The following is a 21,835-nucleotide window of genomic DNA, read 5'->3' on the forward strand; positions in this document are numbered from 1 at the left end:
ACTCGAGGCTGCGGTAATGGGCCGCCAGCCACCAGGCGATGTCTCCATGGTTGTGTTCATAAACCAGACTGAACTGCACGCTCTCCAATTCGCCTGGCCATACCCGGTTGCGCGCTTCCACCACGCAGAGCTGCCGTTCCGGTTCCTCAGCTAGAAGACCAGCCAGTTCGTAAGCGGGGGTTTCAGGGGAGAGCAGCGCGGGCGAGTTGGGGTCCTCCTTCAGGAGGTGCCCGAGAAGCTGGCGATCATGCGCCTTCAGCTGATCAGGGCTGGCGCTGTCACTGGCAAGCAGTGTGTCGCGGACATCCAGGAAATGTTCGAGTTCGTCTTCCATAACGATTCGTAGTCCAGATTACTCGAGAGTCCACATCTCAATGAATTCCTGATCGTTCTGCTTCGCGGCAATCGATTTAAAGAAGTCTTCGGTTTCCTCGTCCGACCACGGATCCAGCTCGTCAACTGCCGTTGGCGGATACGCGATTCTAAGCACCTCTCGGCCGTGCTCTCGAATGATGAACTGGTTCTCCGAATCGCCTTCCTGAACTTCAGCGGACCACCGGGAATCACGGAATGGATACTGGTGGTCATTAATAAATAGCATCGGACCATGCTTACTACCGATAACCCCCATAAAGTCATTGCCATGCCGTATATAGTTGGCCTTCTTTCGGGGAGGACCGGGCAACGTCTCAGGCCCGACTTCCCTGAGCGGCTTTCCCAGAACAGAATCATATTCCAGATATCTATTCGAACCTCCTCTGTTACGAATGTATCTCAAGGGCATACTCAACTTTCAAGAACTCATTTCATCTGTTTATTCAGGTCGGCCCTGCCCTACGCCCCTGTCAGGCAACAGCATTCCTGGACCAGAGAGCGTACAGATTATCAGCCAACTTTTGGTTTTCCTTCAGCATACAGACAAAAGGTCCCATTTATTTGAATCAACGACCAGCTTCAAAGTGCCGTCTTCGAGAAAGATGACAACGAAGTGGTCATCGCCTTTCCAGAAGAATCCCGACGTTTTCTTATCTCCAACAAACTCAGAGTCTCCCAGAGAACAATGGGTGCCATCATAGAAACGACAAAAAGCCATCTCATTGAAGCATCTGAGACGTAAGGCCCTTTCCAATCGCATCAGAAATTTGTTTCTTGATCAGCTGCTTCCGTGGTTACCCAGCTTTGGGGCCGCCTGCCGTTGAATACGAAATTAGATACCACCCGACTCACCGCTTTCCCTTCCGGTAGATCTTCGATGGTACATTCCCACGGTGCGTAAACTTCCCGAAAATTTGGGTAGTCGTTGCCAATCATGAGTGGAGGTTCGATTTCCTCCCTGGTCAACTTGTCACCAAGTACGTTGAGTTCTCGAATACACCCCTTTTCCTCAGCCGACAATGGACGTGACGCGTTTCTAAGGATACCAATCAATTTGTTAATACAACGTACGACATAGGGATAATATTCACACTTTGCCAGGAAAGAACCGTGTTTCGTGAGACTGAGCAGCCGTTTTTCATAAACCTCCACAGTCCAAACGTATTCCTCTCTGGATGTGGCGAGCCAGCGTAATGAGCCCTCCGTAAAGACGTAGGCCAAGGTAGCGATGTAACGCCGATCCACTGGAAAGTCCAGACTCCCAGCCTCAGCTCGTTCTTTGAGCCACTTCAACTGGGAAATCATCCGCCCCTCGGGCGTTGAGTCGGTCTGAGAATAGTGACTCAGCTTATCCAGAAGAATGTTGCAATTCTCAATAACATCCTCACTACGCTCATCATGAATATTCATGTCTGACTCACTACGCTTTTCAACTTGCTGGGATTCGGAGCGATTTGTTTGCCACCACCGCTCATCATTTTCGGTATCAATCCTGTACTCCCAGACGCGTCGGTGTAACTGATCAACTCAGTCGCTTTCCCGATCTCGGACTCAACCGCAGTCATTGGTTCCGTGACTTCGGCGATATCGATCGCATCAGCCCGGTTAAAACACGGCAGAGCCAACTCATTCTTGACCGCTTCCCGATCCCAGGCCCCCTCGCGATAATGTTTCTGTTTCATTTCTTCAAACCCTGCCTCGTCAAGCCAGTGCGGAGAGCTTTCCAGATCTTTGGCAAATCCTTGCGAGGTTACTCCATAAAGCTTATCACCGGGCTGCAATTCCTTGAGTTCGGGATTAGTCCCGGACTCCAACACCTGCTGGACCTTATCATCGTCCCAGCCTTGTTTTTTTAGCTGAGCGGCCGCTTTCTTATCCGAAGCTGGCAGATCCTCCAAGTCGACTTCGCGGCGAGTCTCAAAACCTTTTGCCTCAATTCCCCCGTCTTTTGGCCATTCCTTATTATGCAATCCTGGGTGTGGTGAATCACCGCTAGAAGGGGCTAATGGTCCGTCCTGGTTTTTATCCCCACCTGTTTTTTGAGTGCGTACCTCATCCGAGTCTTTGGAGACACTTTCTGCAGCGGAACCTATCTTCTGACCACCAGCACTCGATACGTCGAACACACCATCGTTGGGATCATATTCCAGATACACCTTCAGATCCCCACTACCAACCTGGCGCGCAAGGTCGTCCAGCAGTTGGTGAAGGTTCGTCGGTTGATCCCATGGCCGCTGGAAGACATCCAGCCACAGGTCGAGCAACCGGTAGTTGAAGGGGTCGTCCTGGCTCCGGGCGATGTCCTCGAGGGTCTGGCGCGCGTAGATCCGGCAGGCCATGACATCCGGGCGGCGGTAATAGCCATCCTCGTCCATGCGCAGCCCCAGGCTGAACGAGTAGATGCGCCCGAGGTCGGCCTTAAGCTGGTGGTCGCGTCTCAGCATCCCTGAAATCCTGTCCTCGTCCGTCCCTGGTCTCAGTTGAGACTGATGTTGGCGCCCTTGAGGCTGATCGTCGCCCCGTCGAGACTGATCTGCGTGCCCTCGATGGCGATATTGCCGGAACTCTCGAGCGTAATGCTGGCGGCACCGGTCTGCAGCGTGATGCTGGTACCAGCGTCGACGGTGATGGTCTTGCCGGCCTTGATGGTGTCACTGCCGCTGGCCTCGCTGGTTCGGTCCCCGCCGATGGTGGCGCTCTGGTTATTCCCCACCTTGAGATTGTCGTCGTTCCCGACCCTGGCCTGGCGGTTGTTGCCGATATCGTCGGCTTCGTCGTTCTCGACGGTCAGCTCATGGTCCTTCTCCGCGTGAAGGACCAGCAGTTCCTTGCCCTTGTCATCGTCGAAGCGGATCTCGCTATAGTTTTCCTCGCCGCCTTCAAGTGTGGACCGTGAGCGGATGCCCGAGGAGTTCAGCTGCTTGTCGGTCGAGTACGGCAGGGGATTGTCGTCGTTGTAGACGGAGCCGGTAACCAGGGGCTGGTCCGGGTCGCCGTTGATGAACTCGACCACCACCTCCTGACCCTGGCGCGGCAGGAACTGCGCCCCGAAACCAGCGCCGGCCCAGCCCTGGGCCACACGGATCCAGCAGGAGCTGTCCGGGTTGTTCTTTCCTTCCCGGTCCCAGTGGAACTGGACCCGGACGCGACCGTATTCGTCCACGTGCAGTTCCTCGCCGGGCCCGGTAGTCACCGTGGCGGTCTGGACGCCGGGGATGACGGGCTTCGGTTGACGCGCCGGAACGAACGGCTGGTCGGTCGTAATGCACTCAAAGGTGTTGGTGTAATGGGAGGATTCTTCTGAATCCCCATCCTCGCTGTTGAGTGGAACACTGGCGGCGCATTCGAATCGGGTGATGACAAAACCGGTATCCGAGCTGAGCCCGTCCTCATGCTCGCGGAAGCTGAAGGTCAGGCCAGCCCCGAAGGAGAGGTAATCCGAGGCCCCATGGTAGACCTGAGCCTCCCGGTTCAGACCCTTGAGGTGGGTCGCCGCCAGGGGCTCACTGTCGTTGATGAGCAGACGATCCTCGCCGATGTAATGGAAGATCTCCTGCTCCCCGAACGCCTCGCCGGGAACGCTGGCCTTGCCGTTGTCGGCAATGGTCTCGCTTGGCCGCGTGAAATCAAAGCCCTGTTCCACCAGGGCATCCGGCCCGGCTCTGTGGTCCTGGCGCCATTGGTAGACGCGGCTGTCACCGGTGTTCCCCGAACGGTAGACCACACTGTCTTCAAGCGCCGATTGATAGGCGTTCACGTTATCGCCGACCACCATCCGGTGGCCGGATTCGGAATGTTCGAAGAAAAAGAAAAGGCCTTCATGGGCCAGTAACCGGGTCACGAAATCCCAGTCAGTCTCGTTGTACTGAACGCAGTAACGGTAATTGCGCAGCTGCCCTTCAACGCTCCGGACCAGCTCAACCTCGTGCTCTCCCAGCACGGTTTCCGCGATGTCCAGCGCCGTTTCATCCTGGAAGATACGGCAGTTGCTGCGGTTGCGGGCACTCCAGGCACGTGGCACCACCCGGGCCTCGTAACGCTGGCCCTCACTGTTGTGCATGGGCTTGCCCAGTTCCCCGATGCTCGCGATATGACCATGGAAATACCGCGCCTCACTCTGGGACTGGCCACTCAGGGTCAGGCTGATACTGACCGCCTGCCCAACCTGGCCTTCCAGGTCGCTCAGCCGCTTATTGGCGACAAACCGCACATGGATTTCAAACAGGCGCGACAGGCCTTCGCTGACCCGCAGGTGTTCAATCGCCAGCGCGTCCTTTCCCTGTGGGCCCTGGATCTTCAGGTGGTGATGCTGCTGTTCCGTTGCCATGACACTCCGCACCGTCCTGGTCTGTGGGAATAGAGAATGGGGAGGGCATGCCCTCCCCGGTTCCGGGTGGCAGCTGCCACCCTTAGAGCTGCTGGCCCTTCACACCGCTGTAGCCGTAGACCAGCGGCGCGGTTGCCGCATTGGTGTCGTCAGTCGGCGTGACGGACATGGTCATCTCGGTGTAGCTGATGGTGATGGACTCAGTCGGGCGATCGCCTTCAGCGGAAACGCTGTAGTTGGAGATCATGGCGTCCGAGAGTTCGATCTTCATGATTTCTTCGATCTTGTCGCCCTGCTTGGTCAGGTAGAAGGTGGCAGGCTTGCCTTTCCCGATGGTCGCTTCCTTGAAGAGATCCGGGGTAGCCTTGTCCTGCTTCTTGGTAATGGTGATGTCGCCCAGGCGAGTCGCCGAGGCTTCCCGATCCATGGCGGTACCCGTGGGTGCGGCAATGTCCCGGTGAACATTGAAGTCCAGGGTATCCACGGTGATCAGGTCCTTGTATTCCTCGGCGGTTGCTTCGCCTTTCAGGCCACCAAAATCCAGGTAGGTATTGGTCTGCATTGAATCGCTCCTTTTTCATTTTGCGTTACGTCCTGTAACCAGGACATGGCGGTTTGCTCCCCGGTTTCCGGGAAGCGGGCATCCGGGGCCTTTCCATGAAGCGCCCCGGAATCCGGCTCAGGCCCGGACGGAGCCTCTCCACCCGGGCTGAATTCCTTTTCGGTTCATGAGGCGTCATCGCCCGCCAGCTCGATCCTGAACGAACCATCCACAGTGGAGAGCTCGACGGCCTCCGGGCCGCGTTCCCGGCCGAGGCGCTCGAGGATCCGCGTGGACATCTCCGGCAGCACCTCCTGCTGTAGTATCCGAGGGATGTTCCGTGCCCCGGATGTGCTTTCGGTGCAGCGGGCCACGATGGCGTCGACAACATCGTCGCTGTAGTGCAGCGGGGCGTCGTGATGGCGCCGGATGCGGTCGGCCACACGGCCCAGCTGCAGGCGCGCGATCTCCGCCAGTTGCTCCTGGCCCAGCGGCCTATAGGGCAGCACCGTGGTGCGGCCCAGGAAGGCCGGCTTGAAGGTGTTCAGAAGCTCATCCCAGATGGCGTCTTTCAGGGCATGGGGCCTCGGGGCAGTCATCTCGTCCGCGTACAGGTCATTGATCATTTCCGAGCCCGCGTTGGAGGTCATCAGGATGACGGTATTGCGGAAGTCCACGTCCCGGCCTTCCCCGTCCCGGAGCATGCCCTTGTCGAAGACCTGGTAGAAAACGTCCTGAACGCCCGGGTGCGCCTTCTCCATCTCATCCAGGAGGATGACGCTGTAGGGCCGGCGCCGGACCGCCTCGGTCAGGACGCCGCCCTCGCCGTAGCCCACGTAGCCGGGGGGTGAGCCCACCAGCTGGGAGACCTTGTGCTCCTCCTTGAACTCGGACATGTTGATCACGGTCATGTTGTCCTCGCTGCCATAGACCTGCTCCGCCAGCGCCAGTGCGGTCTCGGTTTTGCCCACCCCACTGGGGCCCACCAGCAGGAAGACACCCAACGGCTTACGCTCGTCCGCCAGGTCCGCCCGGGCGATGCGGATGGTCCGGGCAATATCGTCGATGGCGTGATCCTGGCCCCGGACCCGTTCGCGCAGCTGGTCGTCCAGGGAGAGAACGCCAGCCACCTCATCCGCCTGCAGGCGCCCCACGGGAATCCCGGTCCAGTCGGAAATGACTTCCGCCACCAGTGGCTCATCCACCTGCCAGTGCACCATGGGGGTGGCCCGTTCATTGAGTTCCTGTCGGAGATGGTTCAGTTCAGTGACCGGCTCATCATCGCCCTCTTCAGTAATCCGCCGGCCAAGTTCGCGGGCTTCGTGCACCTGCTCGCGTTGGTGGTTCCAGGCGGACTCCAGCTCTTCCAGGGTCTGCTCCAGGTGGTGGAGTTCAGTCCCCAGCTCGTCCTGGCGCTCCCCGTGCTCGACGCCGGTACGTGCCTCGGCCGCCAGCCGGTCCGCTTCCTCCCTGAGACCACGGTGCCGGGCGCGGGCCTGCTCCAGGGCCGCCGGCAGACTGGCCTGGCTCATCGCGACCCGGGCACAGGCGGTATCCAGCAACGCCACCGCCTTGTCCGGCAGCTGGCGGCCGGGCAGATAACGGGTCGAAAGCCGGACGGTAGCCCCCAGAGCCGCGTCGGTCACGGCCACGTCGTGGTGGGCTTCCAGAGTCGGGGCCAGTCCCCGCAGGATCCGCGTGGCGGTCTCCTCATCCGGCTCATCCACGGGAACGACCTGGAAGCGCCTGGTCAGGGCCGCATCCTTTTCGAAGTACTTCTTGTATTCGGACCAGGTGGTGGCCGCAATGGTGCGCAGCTCGCCCCGCGCCAGGGCCGGCTTCAGGAGATTGGCCGCGTCATTCTGGCCCGCCTGGTTACCGGCACCGATCATGTTGTGGGCTTCGTCGATGAACAGGATCACCGGCTGGGTGGCCGCCTTTACCTCATCAATCACGCCTTTCAGCCGGTTCTCGAACTCGCCCTTTACACCCGCTCCCGCCTGGAGCAGCGCGAGATCCAGGGTCAGAAGCCGTGCCCGTGCCAGTGCATCCGGGACCTCGCCGTCGGCGATGCGCCGTGCCAGACCTTCAACCACCGCGGTCTTGCCCACGCCAGCCTCACCGGTGAGGATCGGGTTGTTCTGACGCCGCCGGGTCAGGATGTCGATCATCTGTCGGATTTCGTCATCACGCCCCAGGACCGGGTCAATCTCGCCAGCCCCCGCCTGGGCTGTCAGATCGACAGTGTACTGGGCCAGGTGCTGCTCATTCCCGGAATTCGGCCGGGTCTGGTTACCGGGAGAAGCCTCAAGACGCTCCCTGAGTGTTGGCCAGTCGCCCAGAAGCTGTTGTGCGTCCAGGCCGTCCAGCTCTTTGGCATAGCGGGTGGCGAGCGCAGCCATAGCCGGATCCTGGAGCAGGCTGTAGAGCAGCGTGGCGCCACGGATGGCGGCTTCCCCGAACTCAATGGAGGTATCCAGCCAGCACTGACGCAGCAGGTCCACGAGACGGGGCGACAGGCTGGGAGTCGCGCCGTTGCCGGTGCTGAAGCCTTCCAGCGCCTGATCCAGCTGGCCTTCAAGCCGACCGATGTCCAGCCCGTAATGGGCCAGTACGCCGGTAATGTCCGGGTCCCGTTGCGTGAGCAACGCCCGCAGGAGGTGTTCCACCTCGACGCATTCATGGGTGCGCTGGTGGCTCTGGCCCACCGCCGCCTCCATGGCCTGGCGGGTGGACGGGTTCATGCGCTCCACGAGCGCCTTGAGCGTCATTGATGACATGGCGGGTTACTCCTTCCCTGGCCTGAATCCGATCTCCAGGGGCTGTTCCGGATCATGGAACGCCCCGATGAAACTGTTCTTTCCAATACGTGCGTGGCCATCCAGCCGCGCGCCGGTCACCATGGCTGCACGGGCCTGCACCCGGTAATGCAGGGTCGTCTGCCCATCCACCAGCTTCCGGCTCAACCGCTGCATCACTGGGCTGAGGGTGCCGCCCGGGAGAAGGGAGCGGAGCTGCGTTTCATCCTTTGCATGGAAGGTGACCAGGACCCCGTGATCAGCAATCCATGCCCGGGTTCCGAGCATGGCCTCCCCGAGCCGGGCATGCTGGCCAGCGGGGCGTGACACACCGGGCAGACGGGTCTGGTCCACGGGAGCAACATCGGCCCACTCGCCCTGCAGCGGCGTGACCTCGACCGGCATATCACAGAGATCCTCAAGGCAGTGCCTGAGCATACTGGCGGACCGTGGGCCACGAGCCAGGGCCGCCCCGTAGTGAATATCCAGCTCCGTCTCCGCGCCAGTCAGCGCCCCGAGGACCGTGGTGAACGCATCCGCTTCGGTTCTTTCCTGCTGCACGGCAGGCTGGGTTTTCTCCCAGCTGCGATAGAGCAGCGACAGAAGCCGATGGTTGAACATGTCGAGGAAATCCCGAAGCGCCGGCGAGCGGGAGCGGACCTGCGCCAGCACCATCTCGGTGTAATGGGATGGCAGCGCGCCCCGGGCGCCGGTCAGGCCGAGGCTGTCCACGGTTAGTTCGCCCCGGGTAACCCCCTCTTCCAATTGCTCCTCATGCGCCGCCACCAGGTCCGAGCCCACGAAGCCCATGTGCTGGCTGGTGCGGAAACGGACCAGTTCCTGGCTCGGCCAGCCGTCATGCCCGACGCGCCTGTAGGCGGAACGACGCTCCGGAATCTGGCGCTGCAGACGCCAGACCGTGCGGAAAAAGTCCTGCTCACCGGCCACTGCTTCCACGCTCATAGCAGTGTCTGCTCCCCGGCCCGGGCGGGCCAGACATGGTAATCCTGGTTCTGGCCACTGAGCCTCACCCGCAGCCGGGTGAAGCTGTTCAGCTGGGCGAAATGCGCGAAGAACCGGTCCAGTACCGCGGCGAACAGGTAGATGCTGGTTCCGGCGTAGCTCGGCCGGGAGAAAGTGATCACCACGTCACTGCCACGGCAGACACCCCGTTGCACACCGGTTCCAACCCGTGCCACCGAGGATTCGATGGCAACGTCCTCGATACCCTCGATCAGGGCACGGGTTTCCGGTGTCTTGCGGAAGTCGTGAAGCTGAAGCACCGTCCGCAATCGCTCCAGCGCATCCGGCCCATCGAAATGCGCCAGTGTCAGGTGCTGGATGAACTGCCAACGCCCGGCATTGCCGAGTTCGGACCGGACCGTTTCCGTCGGCGCCACGATCGCCTCCGCCCTTTCCACCCGGGATTCATCCACGGCCCGGAAGCGGGGCGAACCGCCGCCGAACGGCAGGCTGGCGGGTAGATTGCGGTTACAGCAGCGCGCCCTGACGGCGAGGGTTTCATCGCGCGGCAGGGACTCCCGGCCCTGCTCCACGAAACGATGGTCCACCAGGCTCAGCCAGGCCTCGGTCCCCGGTTCATTGCGGCCACCGGCCCATTCCGCCTGTTCACGATGCAGGTGCCAGTAGACGTTCATGGTGTTCTGCCACCTGGGGTGACCGCGGCCGTAGTAGGGCGCCAGCTCACGCGCCTTACCGTCACGCAGCAGGTCCACGCGCTCCAGGTCCACCACTTCGCTCACGTCACTGTCACCATAGCGCGGTGCCAGACGGTGCCGGTATTCGCCTTCATCGGAGCGCACCGGTTCAAGCCGATCGCTGAACAGGTTCACCACCGGCGTGCACCAGAGCCGCATGTGCTCCGCCACAAACCGCTTTTCCTGTTCCTCGGAGCCTTCCCCGAGGTAGATGTACAGATCCACTTCGCGGGTGTCCGGCCACTGGTCTGCAAGCCCGTCCAGATGGACGAACAGGAATTTTTCCGGGAACAGGAAGTACTCGGTCAGTAACCGGTAGCCGGTGAAGCCACGCTGCCCCCAGGGCACCAGCGCCTCCTCATCGTCAAAACCCACCGGACGCAGGGCATCGCCGGGGAAAAAACGCACCTGGCGCTGGTCATCCACCGGCACCATGGCGCAGCCCAGGCCGGTGCGGTGGATCAGGTCGTAGAGTTCATGGCTCTGGTGCGACTGACCGTGCAGGTAGAATCGGAGCCACTGGGGATCAAGGTCCTGGAACGACGTCCGCGCCTGAAGACGAAGCCGGATGATACTGCGGGCCCCCGCCACCCGGGGATGACGTGGTGCCTCGAAGGGGCTGTTCTCGAAGGCGCCCCCGACTACGTCAATCGGCCCCACGGCCTGTTCGCCACGGCCTTCGAAACGGCATTTCGGGTGTTCCCTTGAAACCGTTTCGAAGGCCACGTCCTGTTCCAGCGGCGCAATGGACTTAAGCGCCGGGGCCGGTGTCATCTGCAGGATGCTCATGGACGGGATCGGCGCCTGGTAATCCGGGTACAGTGTGCCCATGAGCACATCCGCCAGCTCCGTGAAGTGGCCGTCCAGACGCTGCCGGATCTGCGCTGAAAGAAAGGCCACACCTTCCAGGAGCCGGGAAACATGCGGATCCTCAACCGACTCCTCGCTCATCCGCAGATGCCCGGCGACACGCGGATAGGCCTCGGCGAACTCGGCGCCCTGGCGCCGGAGATAGGCCAGTTCCCGGTTGTAGTACTGAAGCAGCTCGTCACCCATCACGCGCACTCCCTGAGCGTTACCGAGAGGTTCACCGGTTCCAGTTCCGAATCAAACGCCACGGGCTGCGGTACGGGCTCGACCAGCAGGATGCCCTCGATGCGCAGCCGAAGGTAGCGGTCCATGGGGGTCTCCGTATCCCGCATCACCACGTCGACCCGGGCCAGGCGGGGCTCAAACCGCCGGATCGTCCGCCTGACCTCCTCGCAGAGCCACTGCCGACCGTCCTCGGTGCTGAGTTCCATGACCGTGAAATCCGGCAGGCCGTAGCCCAGCACCGACTGGTCGAGTTCCGACCCGGCCGCCTCGCGCGGCAGCCAGCTGCGCCGGGCGTTCAACAGCCACTCCAGGTCCCGGCGCACGGATTGCCGAATCCGGGCCAGGCTCGGCCGGACCGCGCCGTCCTCCAGCAAGCGGTCGAGCAGACTCAGCTGCAGCCCATTGCGGGCATCAGACGGCTTCATGATCGGCCCCGGCCCGGCTCTGGCGTTCCAGCTCCACCCGACCTTCCAGAGGCACCGCCTCATCGCCGACCAACAGCAGCTTGAGCCCAAGGCCCGTCACAATCCCGGGAGCAGGTTCCACCCAGTCCGTCTCGCGGCCCAGTTTCTGCGCATCCGTTTGGCTGTTTGCATAGGTCAGCGGCAGCAGTACCTCGCCCTGACGCCCGCTGGTCAGGGCCACACGGGCCCGTCGCCATACCCATTCCAGCGGGGAGGCCGGTGCCTCGAAGCGGATGCTCTCCAGCTCATCCCACTGCCAGAGGTAGAAATGGCCGTCTGTCCCCAGTGCCTCGAGATAACCGTTGAGGGTGTCGTCACAGTCGCGTACCGGGCCCGCCTGGTCGCCGCATTGGAAATGGACCGTCGAACGGGCCTCCTCCAGCGCCCTGGCGGCCTCGCTGGCCGCGTCCATGCCACCACTGCGGAGTTCCGCGTGGAGCTTGAGAAGCGCTTCCAGGGATTCGCCGGGCGTGGCCACAACGTCATCCGCAAGCTGACCCTCACGCAACGCGAGGCGCGCCTGCTGGGCCCTGAGCAACTGGCGCAGGTTGGCCGCTCCGGCCAGCCAGTCCGGATGATGGCGTGCCAGGTGCTCCAGAACCTGGTCAGCCCGTTCCAGGTCATTGGCAATGCACAGCAGCTCCACGAGGCAGGCACGCCAGTCACTGGCCGAGGGTGCCTCGCGCAGGTGCGCCTGGATGGCTTCGATGGCCGGCGTCAGTTCACCGGTGGACAGGTACTGCCTGATGGGTTCCATATCCCTGTTCCTGTTCGTCCGTGCATTTCCGGGTCCGTCGCCCGGGCATCAGTTCTGTATCGGCGTCAGTTCCGTAATCAGCCGCATGCTGGTCACCAGCTGGTCCAGCTGGAAATGGGGCTGCAAGCGGATCACCGAGTCGTAGCGCCCCGGCTGCCCCGGCCGGGGGCGGACTTTGACGCTGGCACTGCGCAGCGGGAAGCGTGCGCGCATCTCGTCCGAAGCGCCTTCCGTTGCCATGGTGTAGCGGTGCAGCCAGCGCTGGAGTTGGGTCTCGCACTCCTCCGGCGACTGGTAGCCGCCCACGCGATCCCGGCCCATCACCTTCAGGTAGTGGGCAAACCGCGAGACGCAGAGCGTGTAGTGCAGCATGGCGGCCAGCCGTGCGCTGACCTGGGCCTCGCCCTGGTCGTAATGGGCCGGCTCCTGGATCGACGGGACCGAATGCAGCACCAGCATCTCCGTGTTCACCAGCGGCAACAGCGGAATGAAGCCCTGGTCCGCCAGGATCCGTTCCATCCGGTCGCTGATCTGCCATTCCACCGGACTGCGGGTCGGAAAGATCCGCCCCGCCGAGGACAGTGCCTGGACCTCGGGCAGGTTATCCACCGTGCCGTGAGCCACCCGTCCTTCCCGGTATCCCCGGATCTGGGCGAACCAGCCCGAATGACAGAACGCCCGGATTGCCACGGTGCCCACAGCGAAACAGGCCGGCCCCCACAGGTAGTCCCTGTCCGGCGAATCGCCCTTCTCGCGGAACCGGAAGGCTTCCGGTCCCGGCCCCGCATCCGCATAGGGGCGCCGCATCAGCATGCCGGGCATGGCCAGCCCCAGGAATCGGGCATCCTCGCTGCGCCTCAGCGAGCGCCAGCGCACCAGTTCCGGCTGGTCGAAATGACTCTCCAGATCCATGACGCTTGCCAGCTCGGCGAACCGGTCCACCCCGAAGAAGCTCGGATCCGCGTTCAGTATCAGCGGCGCAAAAGCCGCAGCCGCCACCCGTGCCAGCTCGCCCAGTGTCTCCAGGTTCGCCTGACCACCCTTGACCCGATGGCTCACGCTGTAGGCGCCGAGGAGAAGCCCGAAGGGTTCACCCCCCGGGCTGCCGAACTCCTCGGAATAGAGCCGTGCGAACAGCTGGGACTGGTCGAATTCAATGGCACGGGCGAGATCCCGGCTCAGTTCGCCCCATCCCAGATCCAGCATCCGGATCCGGACCAGTCCTTCGGTATCGTCATGGGCCGCCTGTTCGGTCAACAGCTGAACGCCCCGCCAGTTCGCCTCCAGCGCCTGGAATGCCGCATGATGCAGGATGGCGTTCACCTGCTCGTTGAGACGCGCGTCAAGCTCCTCCAGCGCGCCCACCAGCAGTGCCGTCACCTGATCCCGATCCCAGCGGGTTCCGGGCGCCAGTACCGCAAGGCGTTCCACCAGCCCCGCAACCGTGGTCACCCCGGCCAGCGCTGTTGCCGTCATTCCGGCGTTGAACTCTGCACTACCCATGACACATCCCTGTCACGACTGTGTTACGCGTTGGCCTCAGCCGGCTTCCGGAATCTTCGCCACCATCCGCAGCGAAGTGGACAGTTCCTCCAGCTGCAGCCAGGGCCGGAGCCAGGCGACGGCGTTGTAGGAACCGGGCCGCCCCGGAATCTCGCGCACTTCCACTTTCGCATCCGCCAGCGGATACCGCGCGCGGATGTCCTGGCCGCCGCCCTCGGACCCGTTCACGTAGTTGAGGATCCAGCGGTTGAGCCAGTTCTCCACGTCCTCGGCCTCCATGAAGGAACCGATCTTGTCCCGCGCCATGACCTTCAGGTAGTGCGCGAAGCGCGAGGTCGCCATCAGGTACGGCAGGCGCGCGGAGATCGCCGCGTTGGCGGTGGCGTCCGGGTTATCAAACACCTTCGGCTTCTGGCAGGTCTGGGCCCCGAAGAACACCGCATAGTCCGTGTTCTTGTAGTGGCACAGCGGCAGGAAGCCGAGTTTACTCAGTTCCGCCTCGCGCCGATCGGTGATGCCGATTTCGGTCGGGCACTTCAGATCCGGATCGCCGTCATCGCTCTGGAAGACATGGGTCGGCAGGCCCTCGACCTTACCGCCACCCTCTGCGCCCCGGATGGCGGTGCAGAAGCCATATTTCGCGAACGCCTGGGTCAGGCGGGTGCCCATGACGTAGGCCGCGTTCATCCAGCAGTAGTCGTTGTGGTCGGCCGCCACGGACATGCCGGAATCCGCATCCATGTCGAATTCCTCAAAGTTGAAGGCCTCCACCGGCTGGGTCGCGGAACCGTAGGGCAGACGCGCCAGTACCCGGGGCATGGTCAGGGTCACGAACCGGGAATCGTCGCTCTCGCGGAAGGAGCGCCACTTGGTGTACTCCACGGATTCGAACACCTTCTCGAGGTCCCGGGGCTTGGTCAGCTCAGTCCAGTCATCGAATCCGAAGAGTCCCGGACCGGAAGAGGCAATGAACGGACAGAAGCCGGAAGCCGCCACATTGGACATCAGGCTCAGGGTTTCCATGTCCGTGGGGTGGTTGCTGAACTCATAGTCGCCGATCAGCGCGCCATAGGGCTCGCCGCCCGGGGTGCCGAATTCGGATTCGTAGATCTTCTTGAAGGTCTGGCTCTGGTCGAACTCGACGGCCTTGGAAAGATCCTTGTGCAGTTCCTTCTTGCTCACGTTGAGTACCCGGATCTTGAGGCTGGAGCTGGTCTCCGAGTTCATCACCAGGTGCTGGAGCCCACGCCAGGAGCCTTCCAGCTTCTGGAACTCCTCGTTATGCATGACCTCGGAGAGCTGGCTCGAGATCGCCTCGTCGATGGCGGCAATGGCCTGGTTAAAGGTGACATTCAGGTTCTTGTTCCAGGTCACCGTGCCTTTCATGGCCTCGTCGGTGAGGGTGCGGATCAGCTCCCGCGCACGGTCGCTTTCCGTCTGCTTGGTGGCCCCAATGGCCTGGTCCAGGAGGCTCAGGCTTTCGCCTTCCTCCGCGACCGCTTCCTGGGTCTGTTCTTCAGCACTCATTCCGAATCCTCCCCTTCCCTGGTTCCCAGTTCGCTGTTCAGGCTGTTCAGGTCCTCGGAGTTGCTGAGAACCCGCTCCAGCAGTTCCTCGAGCTCTTCCGAGCGATCCACCTTGGTCATCAGGTCCCGCAGCTTGTTACGGGTTTCCATGAGCTCGCGCAGCGGCTCCACCTGGTTCACGATGGCCTCGGGTTCGAAGTCCTCCATGCGGTTGAACTCAAGCTCCACCGCCATCTGCGAGTCATCATCGGAGAGCTTGTTGTCCACCTTCATCGCGAGTTTCGGGCTCATGCGACGCATGACGTCGTCGAAGTTGTCCCGGTCAATCTGGATGAAGCGGCGGTCCTTGAGCGGCTTCAGATCGGTGTTGTTGTTACCCGAGAAGTCGCCCATGACGCCGACCACGAAGGGCAGCTCTTTCTTGACCATGGCGCCTTCAGTTTCGACGTCGTACGTGATGTGGACCCGCGGTTTGCGGACTCGTGAAAGTTTGTCGTGGACGCTTTCCATGTCGGTATCTCCTTGTCGTCCTTCTGCAATGTCAGCCCGACCTAGTCAGGCCCAATACGGCGTTCAGCCCTCCGCGTCCTGCAACGGTACCCCGGTCATCCTGGCGAAGCCGTCTCGGACGTTCTTGTCCTCTATCAACTCCTGCATCAGTTCCGGCAACGGCAGCTCGCTCCAGCGCACGGCCTGATCAATGGCGTAGGAAACAGGGGAATGGGGCTCAGTCTGGCGGAAGAAAGCGGCGAGTTCCCGCAACTGCTCCAACGCCCGCGCGCGACTGTCGATGGCAACCCGCACGGGGTCCTGTACCGATGTGGCGTGATCACGCCCGGCCTCCGCGTCCGGCATCGGCGCACCGTCATCACCCGTTTCAGAAGCCGCGACAGCCCACGCGCGCTCGAGACGCTCCCCGGCATAATGGGTAAAGATGCTCCGGCAGCGTTCCAGCGCGGAACGGATGTGGCTGGTGGGCTGCGGCTCACCTTCCATAACCCGGTCCATGGCCTCGCTCAGGGCAGTAAAGGCGGAGCATGCCCGCTCAATGGCGTCGGACAGCGCCTGCAGATCGCTCAGGGGCGTCTCCCGAACGGCCCTCGCCACATCCTCCTCCGAGGGCACGCCCGATGCGATCCGTTGCTGAGCTTTCTGTTCATCCAGGCGCGTCATCTCGGCCGCCTGCTCCAGCTGCCAGGCGGCGATCCACCCGGAGTCCGGATGTGCCAGCACCGGGGCCTCCAGAATCGGCTGTATCAGGGTGCCTTCAGCATCCCCGCCGTTGAGCCCAACCAGCGGTGCCATCCGTGTGGTCATGCCCTCTTCATCGGGCAGGGGGTGCAGCTGATCCCAGTGCTGTTCCAGCATGCGACGGGCGAGATCAAACCCGTGGGCCAGACCCTCAAAGCCATGCTCCCGGCAAAGGGCCTCAACGTACCAGGCGACCAGCTCCAGGTCCTTGCTGCGCTCAGCCAGGAGCGCCGGAATACGCTCCGCCAGTTCCCGCCACTGGGTGGGGTCGCCCGTCTCGCCATCGATCTGGCGTTGACGTTCAAGAGCGCGGGCCTGACTGCGCAGGTCTTTCAGATGGAAATAGGGGGCGTCCGGGGCATCATCCTCACGGGTGTCATCACCGCAGGGCTGGGCCTCGGAAATCGGTTTCAGGAGTGCTTCGAAGTCGAAGAGAGGTGTTGCTGTGTCGTCCATAACCTGCACACACATTATCCCTGTGTCGTCTTTTGCGGCACCCGCACCGGAATTGTTGCATCCGGATCCCGCTCTTCCCTGATTGCGCGTGAATGGTAACCGCTCATTTCGGCTTTGACCAGAAGGCAGGTAATATTATCGCTGCATTTGTTAACCAGTGCCGAATACAGGATGGCATCGCTCGCATCCTGCAGGCTGCTGTTGGCCAGAAAACCATGAAGCTCCTGGTCTTCAAACTCGTCACTGACCCCGTCGCTGCAAAGCATGAACAGATCCCCGGGGCGCGCCTGCCCCTCGGCCCGCTCCAGCTTGACACGCGGTTCAACACCGAGGGCCCGTGTCACCACGTGCGCCATGGGATGACCGCGGGCATTATCGGGGCTGAGCATACCCGCCCGGATCAGGTCATTGACCTGGCTGTGGTCCCTGGAGAGCTGCTCAAGATGCTGTGACCGCAGACGGTAACAGCGGCTGTCCCCAGCCCAGAGCACACGATACCGGCCATCGCGGATCTGCAGAGCGACCAGTGTGGCACCGAGTGTCCCGCCACCGAGCGCCTGGGCACCATAGTCGCGCACCGCCTCATTGGCGGCCTGAAGGGATTGTTCCAGGCGCTCAATGTCATAGGCGGCTGCTCCGTGGTACGCCAGATCGCGGCCGACGGTATCGCAGATGATGCGACTGGCCACATCCCCCGCACTGTGACCGCCCATCCCGTCCACGACCAGCCAGAGTCCGGCTTCGGGCCAGGCCCGCCAGGCGTCTTCGTTGTGTTCCCGGGTTCCTCCCTGGTGGGTGAACCCAACCGAGCTCAGTTCCATCACCTACTCCGCCACCACACCCTGTCGCCAGCCATGGTCACGCCACTGGCCGGCGATCATGGCCGCGAACTGACCCACCTGTGGCAGGCCCTCGGTCAGGAGCATGGCCGGCTCCACGAACGCGGAACCCTGGCTCCACCAGAGCATGGGGTTGCGTCCGGCTTCGAGCATGGCCGCGAGCCAGTCCGCCTCCCCGCATTCCGCCGTCATCATCAGATTGCCCTCGCCTTCCGGCCACCGGAGCCGCCTCACGCTCGGCTCCGGGGCACTGATGCCTGCGAGCACCCGGGCCCATTCCGTCTCAGCCCAGTTATCCTCGAGCACCGCCAGCACCGATTCCTCCATTGCACTGAACCATTCAGGCTGACGCCAGGCGTCGATAAGCGCTCCCTCGTGGGCACCAGCCACAAGAAACGGAAAGTGGCGCCCGACCCGGTCCACCGAGGGGATCAGGGTTCCGATCATGCCGGTTTCCGCCACCGCCCCTGGAGCGGCGGCGAAGTGCCATATCGGGCAGGTGAGGTAGGCGTCCAGCCACCGCTCACCCAACTGTTCACGGCTGACCGCGAGTGCCGCCTGACACCATTCGAACCAGCGCTCGCGAAGCTCACCAGGCAAGCCCTGTATGATGAAGTCCCCGCGGCTGGGCACCTTGCCCATGTAACCCCATTCCATGATCGGTCTCCTAGAGCGTGGATGGCAGCCAGAACGGCTTGAACAGGCTTCGACTGAACGGATGGCGGACCGAGTCGGCGGTCAGCTCCAACTGGGCGTGGTAGCCCTCCATCTCGATGGTCACATCACGGCTCCGGCCATTGCCGTTCAGGGCACCGGCAGACTGGAGCAGACGGAACACGGACCAGTCCCCCTGATAACGCCTGCGCAGCGGGTCGACTGTGTCATCAGCGGGTTTCAGGGACAGGCCAGCCACGCTGCCATCCGCCTGCAACGGCCACCGGAAATCCTGGCTGCGTTCCGGACCGTGCCGATAGACGAGGGACTGTTCTCCCAACCCCACGTCCAGGCGGGTAACCTCCGCATCCAACTGGGTAGGACGCAGACTGAACCCGACCTTGAGGCCGCCGCCATCGGGATCAAAGAAGGCGCTGCGAATGCGTTCGGCGTGCTCCAGAAGTCTGAGGGTGCGCGGCTGGATCTCGAGCTCGCCGGTCACCTCCCAGGGAGAACCCGAGCGATCAATCCGGCCGGCCAGGTGCTCTTCGACAAAGGCGTCCAGAGTCCCGCCGTAATCGAAGAAACGGATGAAGTCCTGAAGCGCGATCGACTCCGAGGCATCCAGATCAATGGGATACTGAGCGGAAATGGCCTCGCGATATTCCTGATAGACCTCCGTCTGCCACAGCTCATTGAGATCCCGGGTCCGGGAGGCCCGATCAAGCCGCCGACCGTCCTGGAGGAACCCGCGGAACAGGGCGGCCAGAACATCCGACTCGGTTCCGTCCACGGTTTCATGGAGCGCGGATACCGCCTTGCGGAAATCAGCCCTGGCTGGTCCCGCATCCCCCTGCCCGAGATAGTCCGCAATAGTATCGGCGCTGTCGCGCAACGACTGGTAGGCATCCGAAGACACCTTGTGCAGGTCGCTGAAAGCATTGTCCACGGGCGTGGAAGGGGCTTCACCGTCATCACCGGCCTCCGGCATCAGACTGCTCAGACGCGGACCCCGGTTGCTGGCCCGGTCCGCCATGCGACCGGCCTGCTCAGAGGCGGCATCTGCCAGTTCACCCCCTTTCCCCTTGAGAACGGGTGCAAGCCGGGTATTGTGGGCCACCGCCTTCATCAGCCGCTCGACGGGCGCCTCCGGTCCCGCGAGGTCCGATGCGATGCGGGCACCCGCCGCTTTGTCCTCAAACGAGCGGATCCTCAGATCCATCAGAAGGTCCCGCCAGCGGTACACGTAGTCCCTGAAATAACGATCCCGAACGCCCTGTTTCAGGGCGGCCTCGTCGAGGTTGCGGAAGGGCGCGCTGTCCTCGCCATAAACCCAGGATTCCGCCAGCAGGCGCTCCGCGACCCGCTCCAGTTCAGGCCGGAAGAGCCCCTCAAACCCATTGCGGGTATAGAGCGCCGGAATGGCTTCATCCAGTGGCTTGCCCGAACGGCGCTCAAATACCCGATCCACGACCGACCCCAGAACCAGCGGTAACCGGAAATCCGGGAAACTTGATGCACGGGCACTCAGCCGTATCCGCTCATAGGCCCGTTCATCCACAGGCAGGCGGGCCAGTTGTTCCCTGGCTTTTTGCACCCGCCCAGCATCCAACGGCAGCCTGTGGCCCAGAGCGAGATAACGTTCCAGGTGTTCCTGAAGACGGGAACGGGTGCCCTCATTGATCCGGCCTGAAAGCTTCCGGTTCAGCCGGGTTTTAAACCATTCACGTATCTGTTCCGGATCGAGATGCTTGTGACGATTCAGCATCAGGTAGGTCTTGAGGGTCTCGTACAGATACTCGGTATTGTTCGAATGGTTCGCAAGCGCCTTTTCCAGAGCGTTCTTGAGATGAGCACTGAAATGATGCTGCAGCAACCGGCCATAGGCCCCCTCCCCCAGCTGACTGAGCCTCTCACCCTGATCAAGCCCGACATACCGGGGACCACCTTCGGGGAAGTCACTGCCGGCCACACCGGGCAGGGAGGCAGCCTGTGAGAGCAGCTGTTCCAGGCGAACCCAGTCCTCCGCCCCCTCCTGGCTGGCTTTGGCCACCTCGTCCAGCCCGTGCTCATAGGTGGCGATCAGCTCCTTGTTCCACTGGTAACTGAACGCCCAGGCCACGCCGGTACCCGACAGCACCAGGGCCAGTCCCGCGATGACACCCCGCTGGAGCCAGCGCAGGCGCCAGCGAAGCTGACCGTCCGGGCGAACCAGGCCATGCTCGGAGAACACGATGCTGTCGAACAGACGACGGAGGAAAAAGCCCTGCTGCGAGGCGGTTACCGGCTCCGGTTCCACGCGGGATGGTGTGAGCCCGAACTCATCATCAACCAGCTGCGACACCCGGTCATACCCCTGCCCAGCCTGTTCCGCGGAGACCAGGTAGACCCCGCGCAGCAGTGCGGTGTCCTCATAGGCGGAAGGGCAGAAAACCTCGTTGATCAACGTCCACACCGGGGCACGCAGAAGCGCGACCTGTTTGGGGAAGTGATAGAGACGACGGGTCGCCTCAGTGGTGCGCTCCTGCTGGACCCGGTGGAGGGCGAAATGGCTCAGGCGCTCTATCAGCCCATCAAATGCCTCTTCGAACCGGGTAGCCAGAGCATCACTGTCGGTAACCGGGTCCAGCTCGAAGGTCATGCCCAGAACCTCTTCGCGCTCGGACTCCGTCAGCATGCCGAAGGTTTCCGTGAAACCCTCGAGCAGGTCCGTCTTGGTCAGGACCATATAGACCGGAAAGACCACACCCAGACGGTTCTTGAGTTCCTGGACCCGCTGCTTAAGCGCGCGGGCGTGGAGCGCCCGCTCGGTGGGCGTCTGTTCCAGAAGGTCGGCCACGCTGACCGAGAGAATGACCCCGTTGATCGGCTGGCGGGGGCGGTAGCGGCGAAGCAGCCCCAGAAACGACTCCCAGCCTCTGGCGTCCCGCCGGTCCGCGCTTTCCTGGGCGGTGTAACGCCCGGCGGTATCAATCACAACGGCGCGGTTCGTGAACCACCAGTCACAGTTTCGCGTGCCTCCGACACCCCGGACTGATTCCACGCCCATACGGTCCCGCAACGGGAAATCCAGCCCGGAATTGAGCAGGGCAGTGGATTTGCCGGAGCCAGGCACACCGATCAGGATGTACCAGGGCAGGTCGTACACTGAACGGAAACGCCCGGGGCGCCACCGCCGCACCAGTGCCAGGGCCTCCCGCAGCCGCTCCCGCAGCCGCTCGCGCTGCTCACCGACTTCTTCCTGCAGCTGGTCGTCGCCTTCATTGTCAGCGATCATCTCGCTGACCACCTTTTCGTTGTCCGCCCGCTGCCGGCGTGCGCGCCAGAGTGCAACCCCGAGCGCAGCAACCACCAGGGCCAACAGAAACACCAGCCGCGCAGCGACTGACGCCAACGGCGTCCAGCCCGCAATGGCCACCAGCGGCCCACCGAACCAGACCAGCAGAACAAGCGCCACCACCGCCAGGCCGATCAGAAAGCCCCGCAACGTGATCCACTTGCCGATAGAACGCATCCATGCCATCAAGCGCA

The 21,835-nt window shown here is 62.5% G+C and carries 17 protein-coding genes; all 17 read right to left on the minus strand.

Annotated features, from left to right (window positions below; all coding sequences use genetic code 11):
* The coding region (locus tag F3089_RS06660; protein ID WP_151440053.1) for a hypothetical protein at positions 1 to 334 on the minus strand (334 nt) is incomplete at its 3' end.
* A gap of 800 nt (positions 335 to 1,134) precedes the next feature.
* On the minus strand, positions 1,135 to 1,785 hold the full coding sequence (locus F3089_RS06665; RefSeq protein WP_151440054.1) for a hypothetical protein: 651 nt from the start codon (positions 1,783 to 1,785) through the stop codon (positions 1,135 to 1,137).
* Positions 1,782 to 2,819, minus strand: coding sequence for a hypothetical protein (locus tag F3089_RS06670; RefSeq protein WP_151440055.1), 1,038 nt, complete (start codon positions 2,817 to 2,819; stop codon positions 1,782 to 1,784). Before F3089_RS06670 ends, F3089_RS06665 begins: the two co-directional genes overlap by 4 nt.
* Before the next feature lie 32 nt (positions 2,820 to 2,851).
* The gene (locus tag F3089_RS06675) at positions 2,852 to 4,702 is read right to left on the minus strand and encodes a type VI secretion system Vgr family protein (protein ID WP_151440056.1); all 1,851 of its coding nucleotides are present in this window, start codon (positions 4,700 to 4,702) and stop codon (positions 2,852 to 2,854) included.
* An 82-nt stretch (positions 4,703 to 4,784) separates the two neighbouring features.
* On the minus strand, positions 4,785 to 5,264 hold the full coding sequence (locus F3089_RS06680; RefSeq protein WP_095616246.1) for an Hcp family type VI secretion system effector: 480 nt from the start codon (positions 5,262 to 5,264) through the stop codon (positions 4,785 to 4,787).
* 164 nt (positions 5,265 to 5,428) lie between these two features.
* Positions 5,429 to 8,023 carry a type VI secretion system ATPase TssH gene (tssH, locus tag F3089_RS06685; RefSeq protein WP_225741701.1) on the minus strand — a complete coding sequence of 865 codons (2,595 nt, stop codon included), beginning with the start codon at positions 8,021 to 8,023 and terminating at the stop codon, positions 5,429 to 5,431.
* 6 nt (positions 8,024 to 8,029) lie between these two features.
* A complete protein-coding gene (gene tssG, locus F3089_RS06690) occupies positions 8,030 to 9,004 on the minus strand; it encodes a type VI secretion system baseplate subunit TssG (RefSeq protein WP_151440057.1) in 975 nt (324 codons plus the stop codon).
* Positions 9,001 to 10,815, minus strand: a complete 1,815-nt coding sequence (gene tssF / locus F3089_RS06695) for a type VI secretion system baseplate subunit TssF (RefSeq protein WP_151440058.1) — start codon at positions 10,813 to 10,815, stop codon at positions 9,001 to 9,003. The genes tssG and tssF overlap by 4 nt, the downstream gene beginning before the upstream one ends.
* A complete protein-coding gene (gene tssE, locus F3089_RS06700; RefSeq protein ID WP_151440059.1) occupies positions 10,815 to 11,279 on the minus strand; it encodes a type VI secretion system baseplate subunit TssE in 465 nt (154 codons plus the stop codon). The genes tssF and tssE overlap by 1 nt, the downstream gene beginning before the upstream one ends.
* The gene (locus tag F3089_RS06705) at positions 11,266 to 12,075 is read right to left on the minus strand and encodes a type VI secretion system accessory protein TagJ (RefSeq protein ID WP_151440060.1); all 810 of its coding nucleotides are present in this window, start codon (positions 12,073 to 12,075) and stop codon (positions 11,266 to 11,268) included. The genes tssE and F3089_RS06705 overlap by 14 nt, the downstream gene beginning before the upstream one ends.
* Before the next feature lie 48 nt (positions 12,076 to 12,123).
* Entirely contained in the window at positions 12,124 to 13,578 is a 1,455-nt protein-coding gene (gene tssC / locus F3089_RS06710; RefSeq protein ID WP_151440061.1) for a type VI secretion system contractile sheath large subunit, read from the minus strand.
* Between the two features lie 36 nt (positions 13,579 to 13,614).
* The gene (gene tssC / locus F3089_RS06715) at positions 13,615 to 15,105 is read right to left on the minus strand and encodes a type VI secretion system contractile sheath large subunit (protein WP_151440062.1); all 1,491 of its coding nucleotides are present in this window, start codon (positions 15,103 to 15,105) and stop codon (positions 13,615 to 13,617) included.
* Positions 15,102 to 15,614 (minus strand): type VI secretion system contractile sheath small subunit, encoded by a 513-nt coding sequence (tssB, locus tag F3089_RS06720; protein ID WP_151440063.1) that lies wholly within the window; start codon positions 15,612 to 15,614, stop codon positions 15,102 to 15,104. Before tssB ends, tssC (F3089_RS06715) begins: the two co-directional genes overlap by 4 nt.
* Before the next feature lie 63 nt (positions 15,615 to 15,677).
* Positions 15,678 to 16,811 (minus strand): type VI secretion system protein TssA, encoded by a 1,134-nt coding sequence (gene tssA / locus F3089_RS06725; RefSeq protein ID WP_192497288.1) that lies wholly within the window; start codon positions 16,809 to 16,811, stop codon positions 15,678 to 15,680.
* 14 nt (positions 16,812 to 16,825) lie between these two features.
* The gene (locus F3089_RS06730; RefSeq protein WP_151440065.1) at positions 16,826 to 17,632 is read right to left on the minus strand and encodes a PP2C family protein-serine/threonine phosphatase; all 807 of its coding nucleotides are present in this window, start codon (positions 17,630 to 17,632) and stop codon (positions 16,826 to 16,828) included.
* A 3-nt stretch (positions 17,633 to 17,635) separates the two neighbouring features.
* Positions 17,636 to 18,307 carry a type VI secretion system-associated protein TagF gene (gene tagF, locus F3089_RS06735; RefSeq protein ID WP_151440066.1) on the minus strand — a complete coding sequence of 224 codons (672 nt, stop codon included), beginning with the start codon at positions 18,305 to 18,307 and terminating at the stop codon, positions 17,636 to 17,638.
* Between the two features lie 10 nt (positions 18,308 to 18,317).
* A complete protein-coding gene (gene tssM / locus F3089_RS06740) occupies positions 18,318 to 21,827 on the minus strand; it encodes a type VI secretion system membrane subunit TssM (RefSeq protein ID WP_192497289.1) in 3,510 nt (1,169 codons plus the stop codon).
* Positions 21,828 to 21,835: the final 8 nt, after the last annotated feature.

Origin of the sequence: Halospina sp. K52047b, from assembly GCF_008709855.1 — a bacterium.
GTDB lineage: Bacteria > Pseudomonadota > Gammaproteobacteria > Pseudomonadales > Oleiphilaceae > Halospina > Halospina utahensis_B.

Coding starts and splice junctions, on each gene's coding strand:
- F3089_RS06665 (WP_151440054.1), bottom strand. CDS start 1,785: ATGAATATTCATGATGAGCGTAGTGAGGATGTTATTGAGAATTGCAAC.
- F3089_RS06670 (WP_151440055.1), bottom strand. CDS start 2,819: ATGCTGAGACGCGACCACCAGCTTAAGGCCGACCTCGGGCGCATCTAC.
- F3089_RS06675 (WP_151440056.1), bottom strand. CDS start 4,702: ATGGCAACGGAACAGCAGCATCACCACCTGAAGATCCAGGGCCCACAG.
- F3089_RS06680 (WP_095616246.1), bottom strand. CDS start 5,264: ATGCAGACCAATACCTACCTGGATTTTGGTGGCCTGAAAGGCGAAGCA.
- tssH (WP_225741701.1), bottom strand. CDS start 8,023: ATGTCATCAATGACGCTCAAGGCGCTCGTGGAGCGCATGAACCCGTCC.
- tssG (WP_151440057.1), bottom strand. CDS start 9,004: ATGAGCGTGGAAGCAGTGGCCGGTGAGCAGGACTTTTTCCGCACGGTC.
- tssF (WP_151440058.1), bottom strand. CDS start 10,815: ATGGGTGACGAGCTGCTTCAGTACTACAACCGGGAACTGGCCTATCTC.
- tssE (WP_151440059.1), bottom strand. CDS start 11,279: ATGAAGCCGTCTGATGCCCGCAATGGGCTGCAGCTGAGTCTGCTCGAC.
- F3089_RS06705 (WP_151440060.1), bottom strand. CDS start 12,075: ATGGAACCCATCAGGCAGTACCTGTCCACCGGTGAACTGACGCCGGCC.
- tssC (WP_151440061.1), bottom strand. CDS start 13,578: ATGGGTAGTGCAGAGTTCAACGCCGGAATGACGGCAACAGCGCTGGCC.
- tssC (WP_151440062.1), bottom strand. CDS start 15,105: ATGAGTGCTGAAGAACAGACCCAGGAAGCGGTCGCGGAGGAAGGCGAA.
- tssB (WP_151440063.1), bottom strand. CDS start 15,614: ATGGAAAGCGTCCACGACAAACTTTCACGAGTCCGCAAACCGCGGGTC.
- tssA (WP_192497288.1), bottom strand. CDS start 16,811: ATGGACGACACAGCAACACCTCTCTTCGACTTCGAAGCACTCCTGAAA.
- F3089_RS06730 (WP_151440065.1), bottom strand. CDS start 17,632: ATGGAACTGAGCTCGGTTGGGTTCACCCACCAGGGAGGAACCCGGGAA.
- tagF (WP_151440066.1), bottom strand. CDS start 18,307: ATGGAATGGGGTTACATGGGCAAGGTGCCCAGCCGCGGGGACTTCATC.
- tssM (WP_192497289.1), bottom strand. CDS start 21,827: ATGGCATGGATGCGTTCTATCGGCAAGTGGATCACGTTGCGGGGCTTT.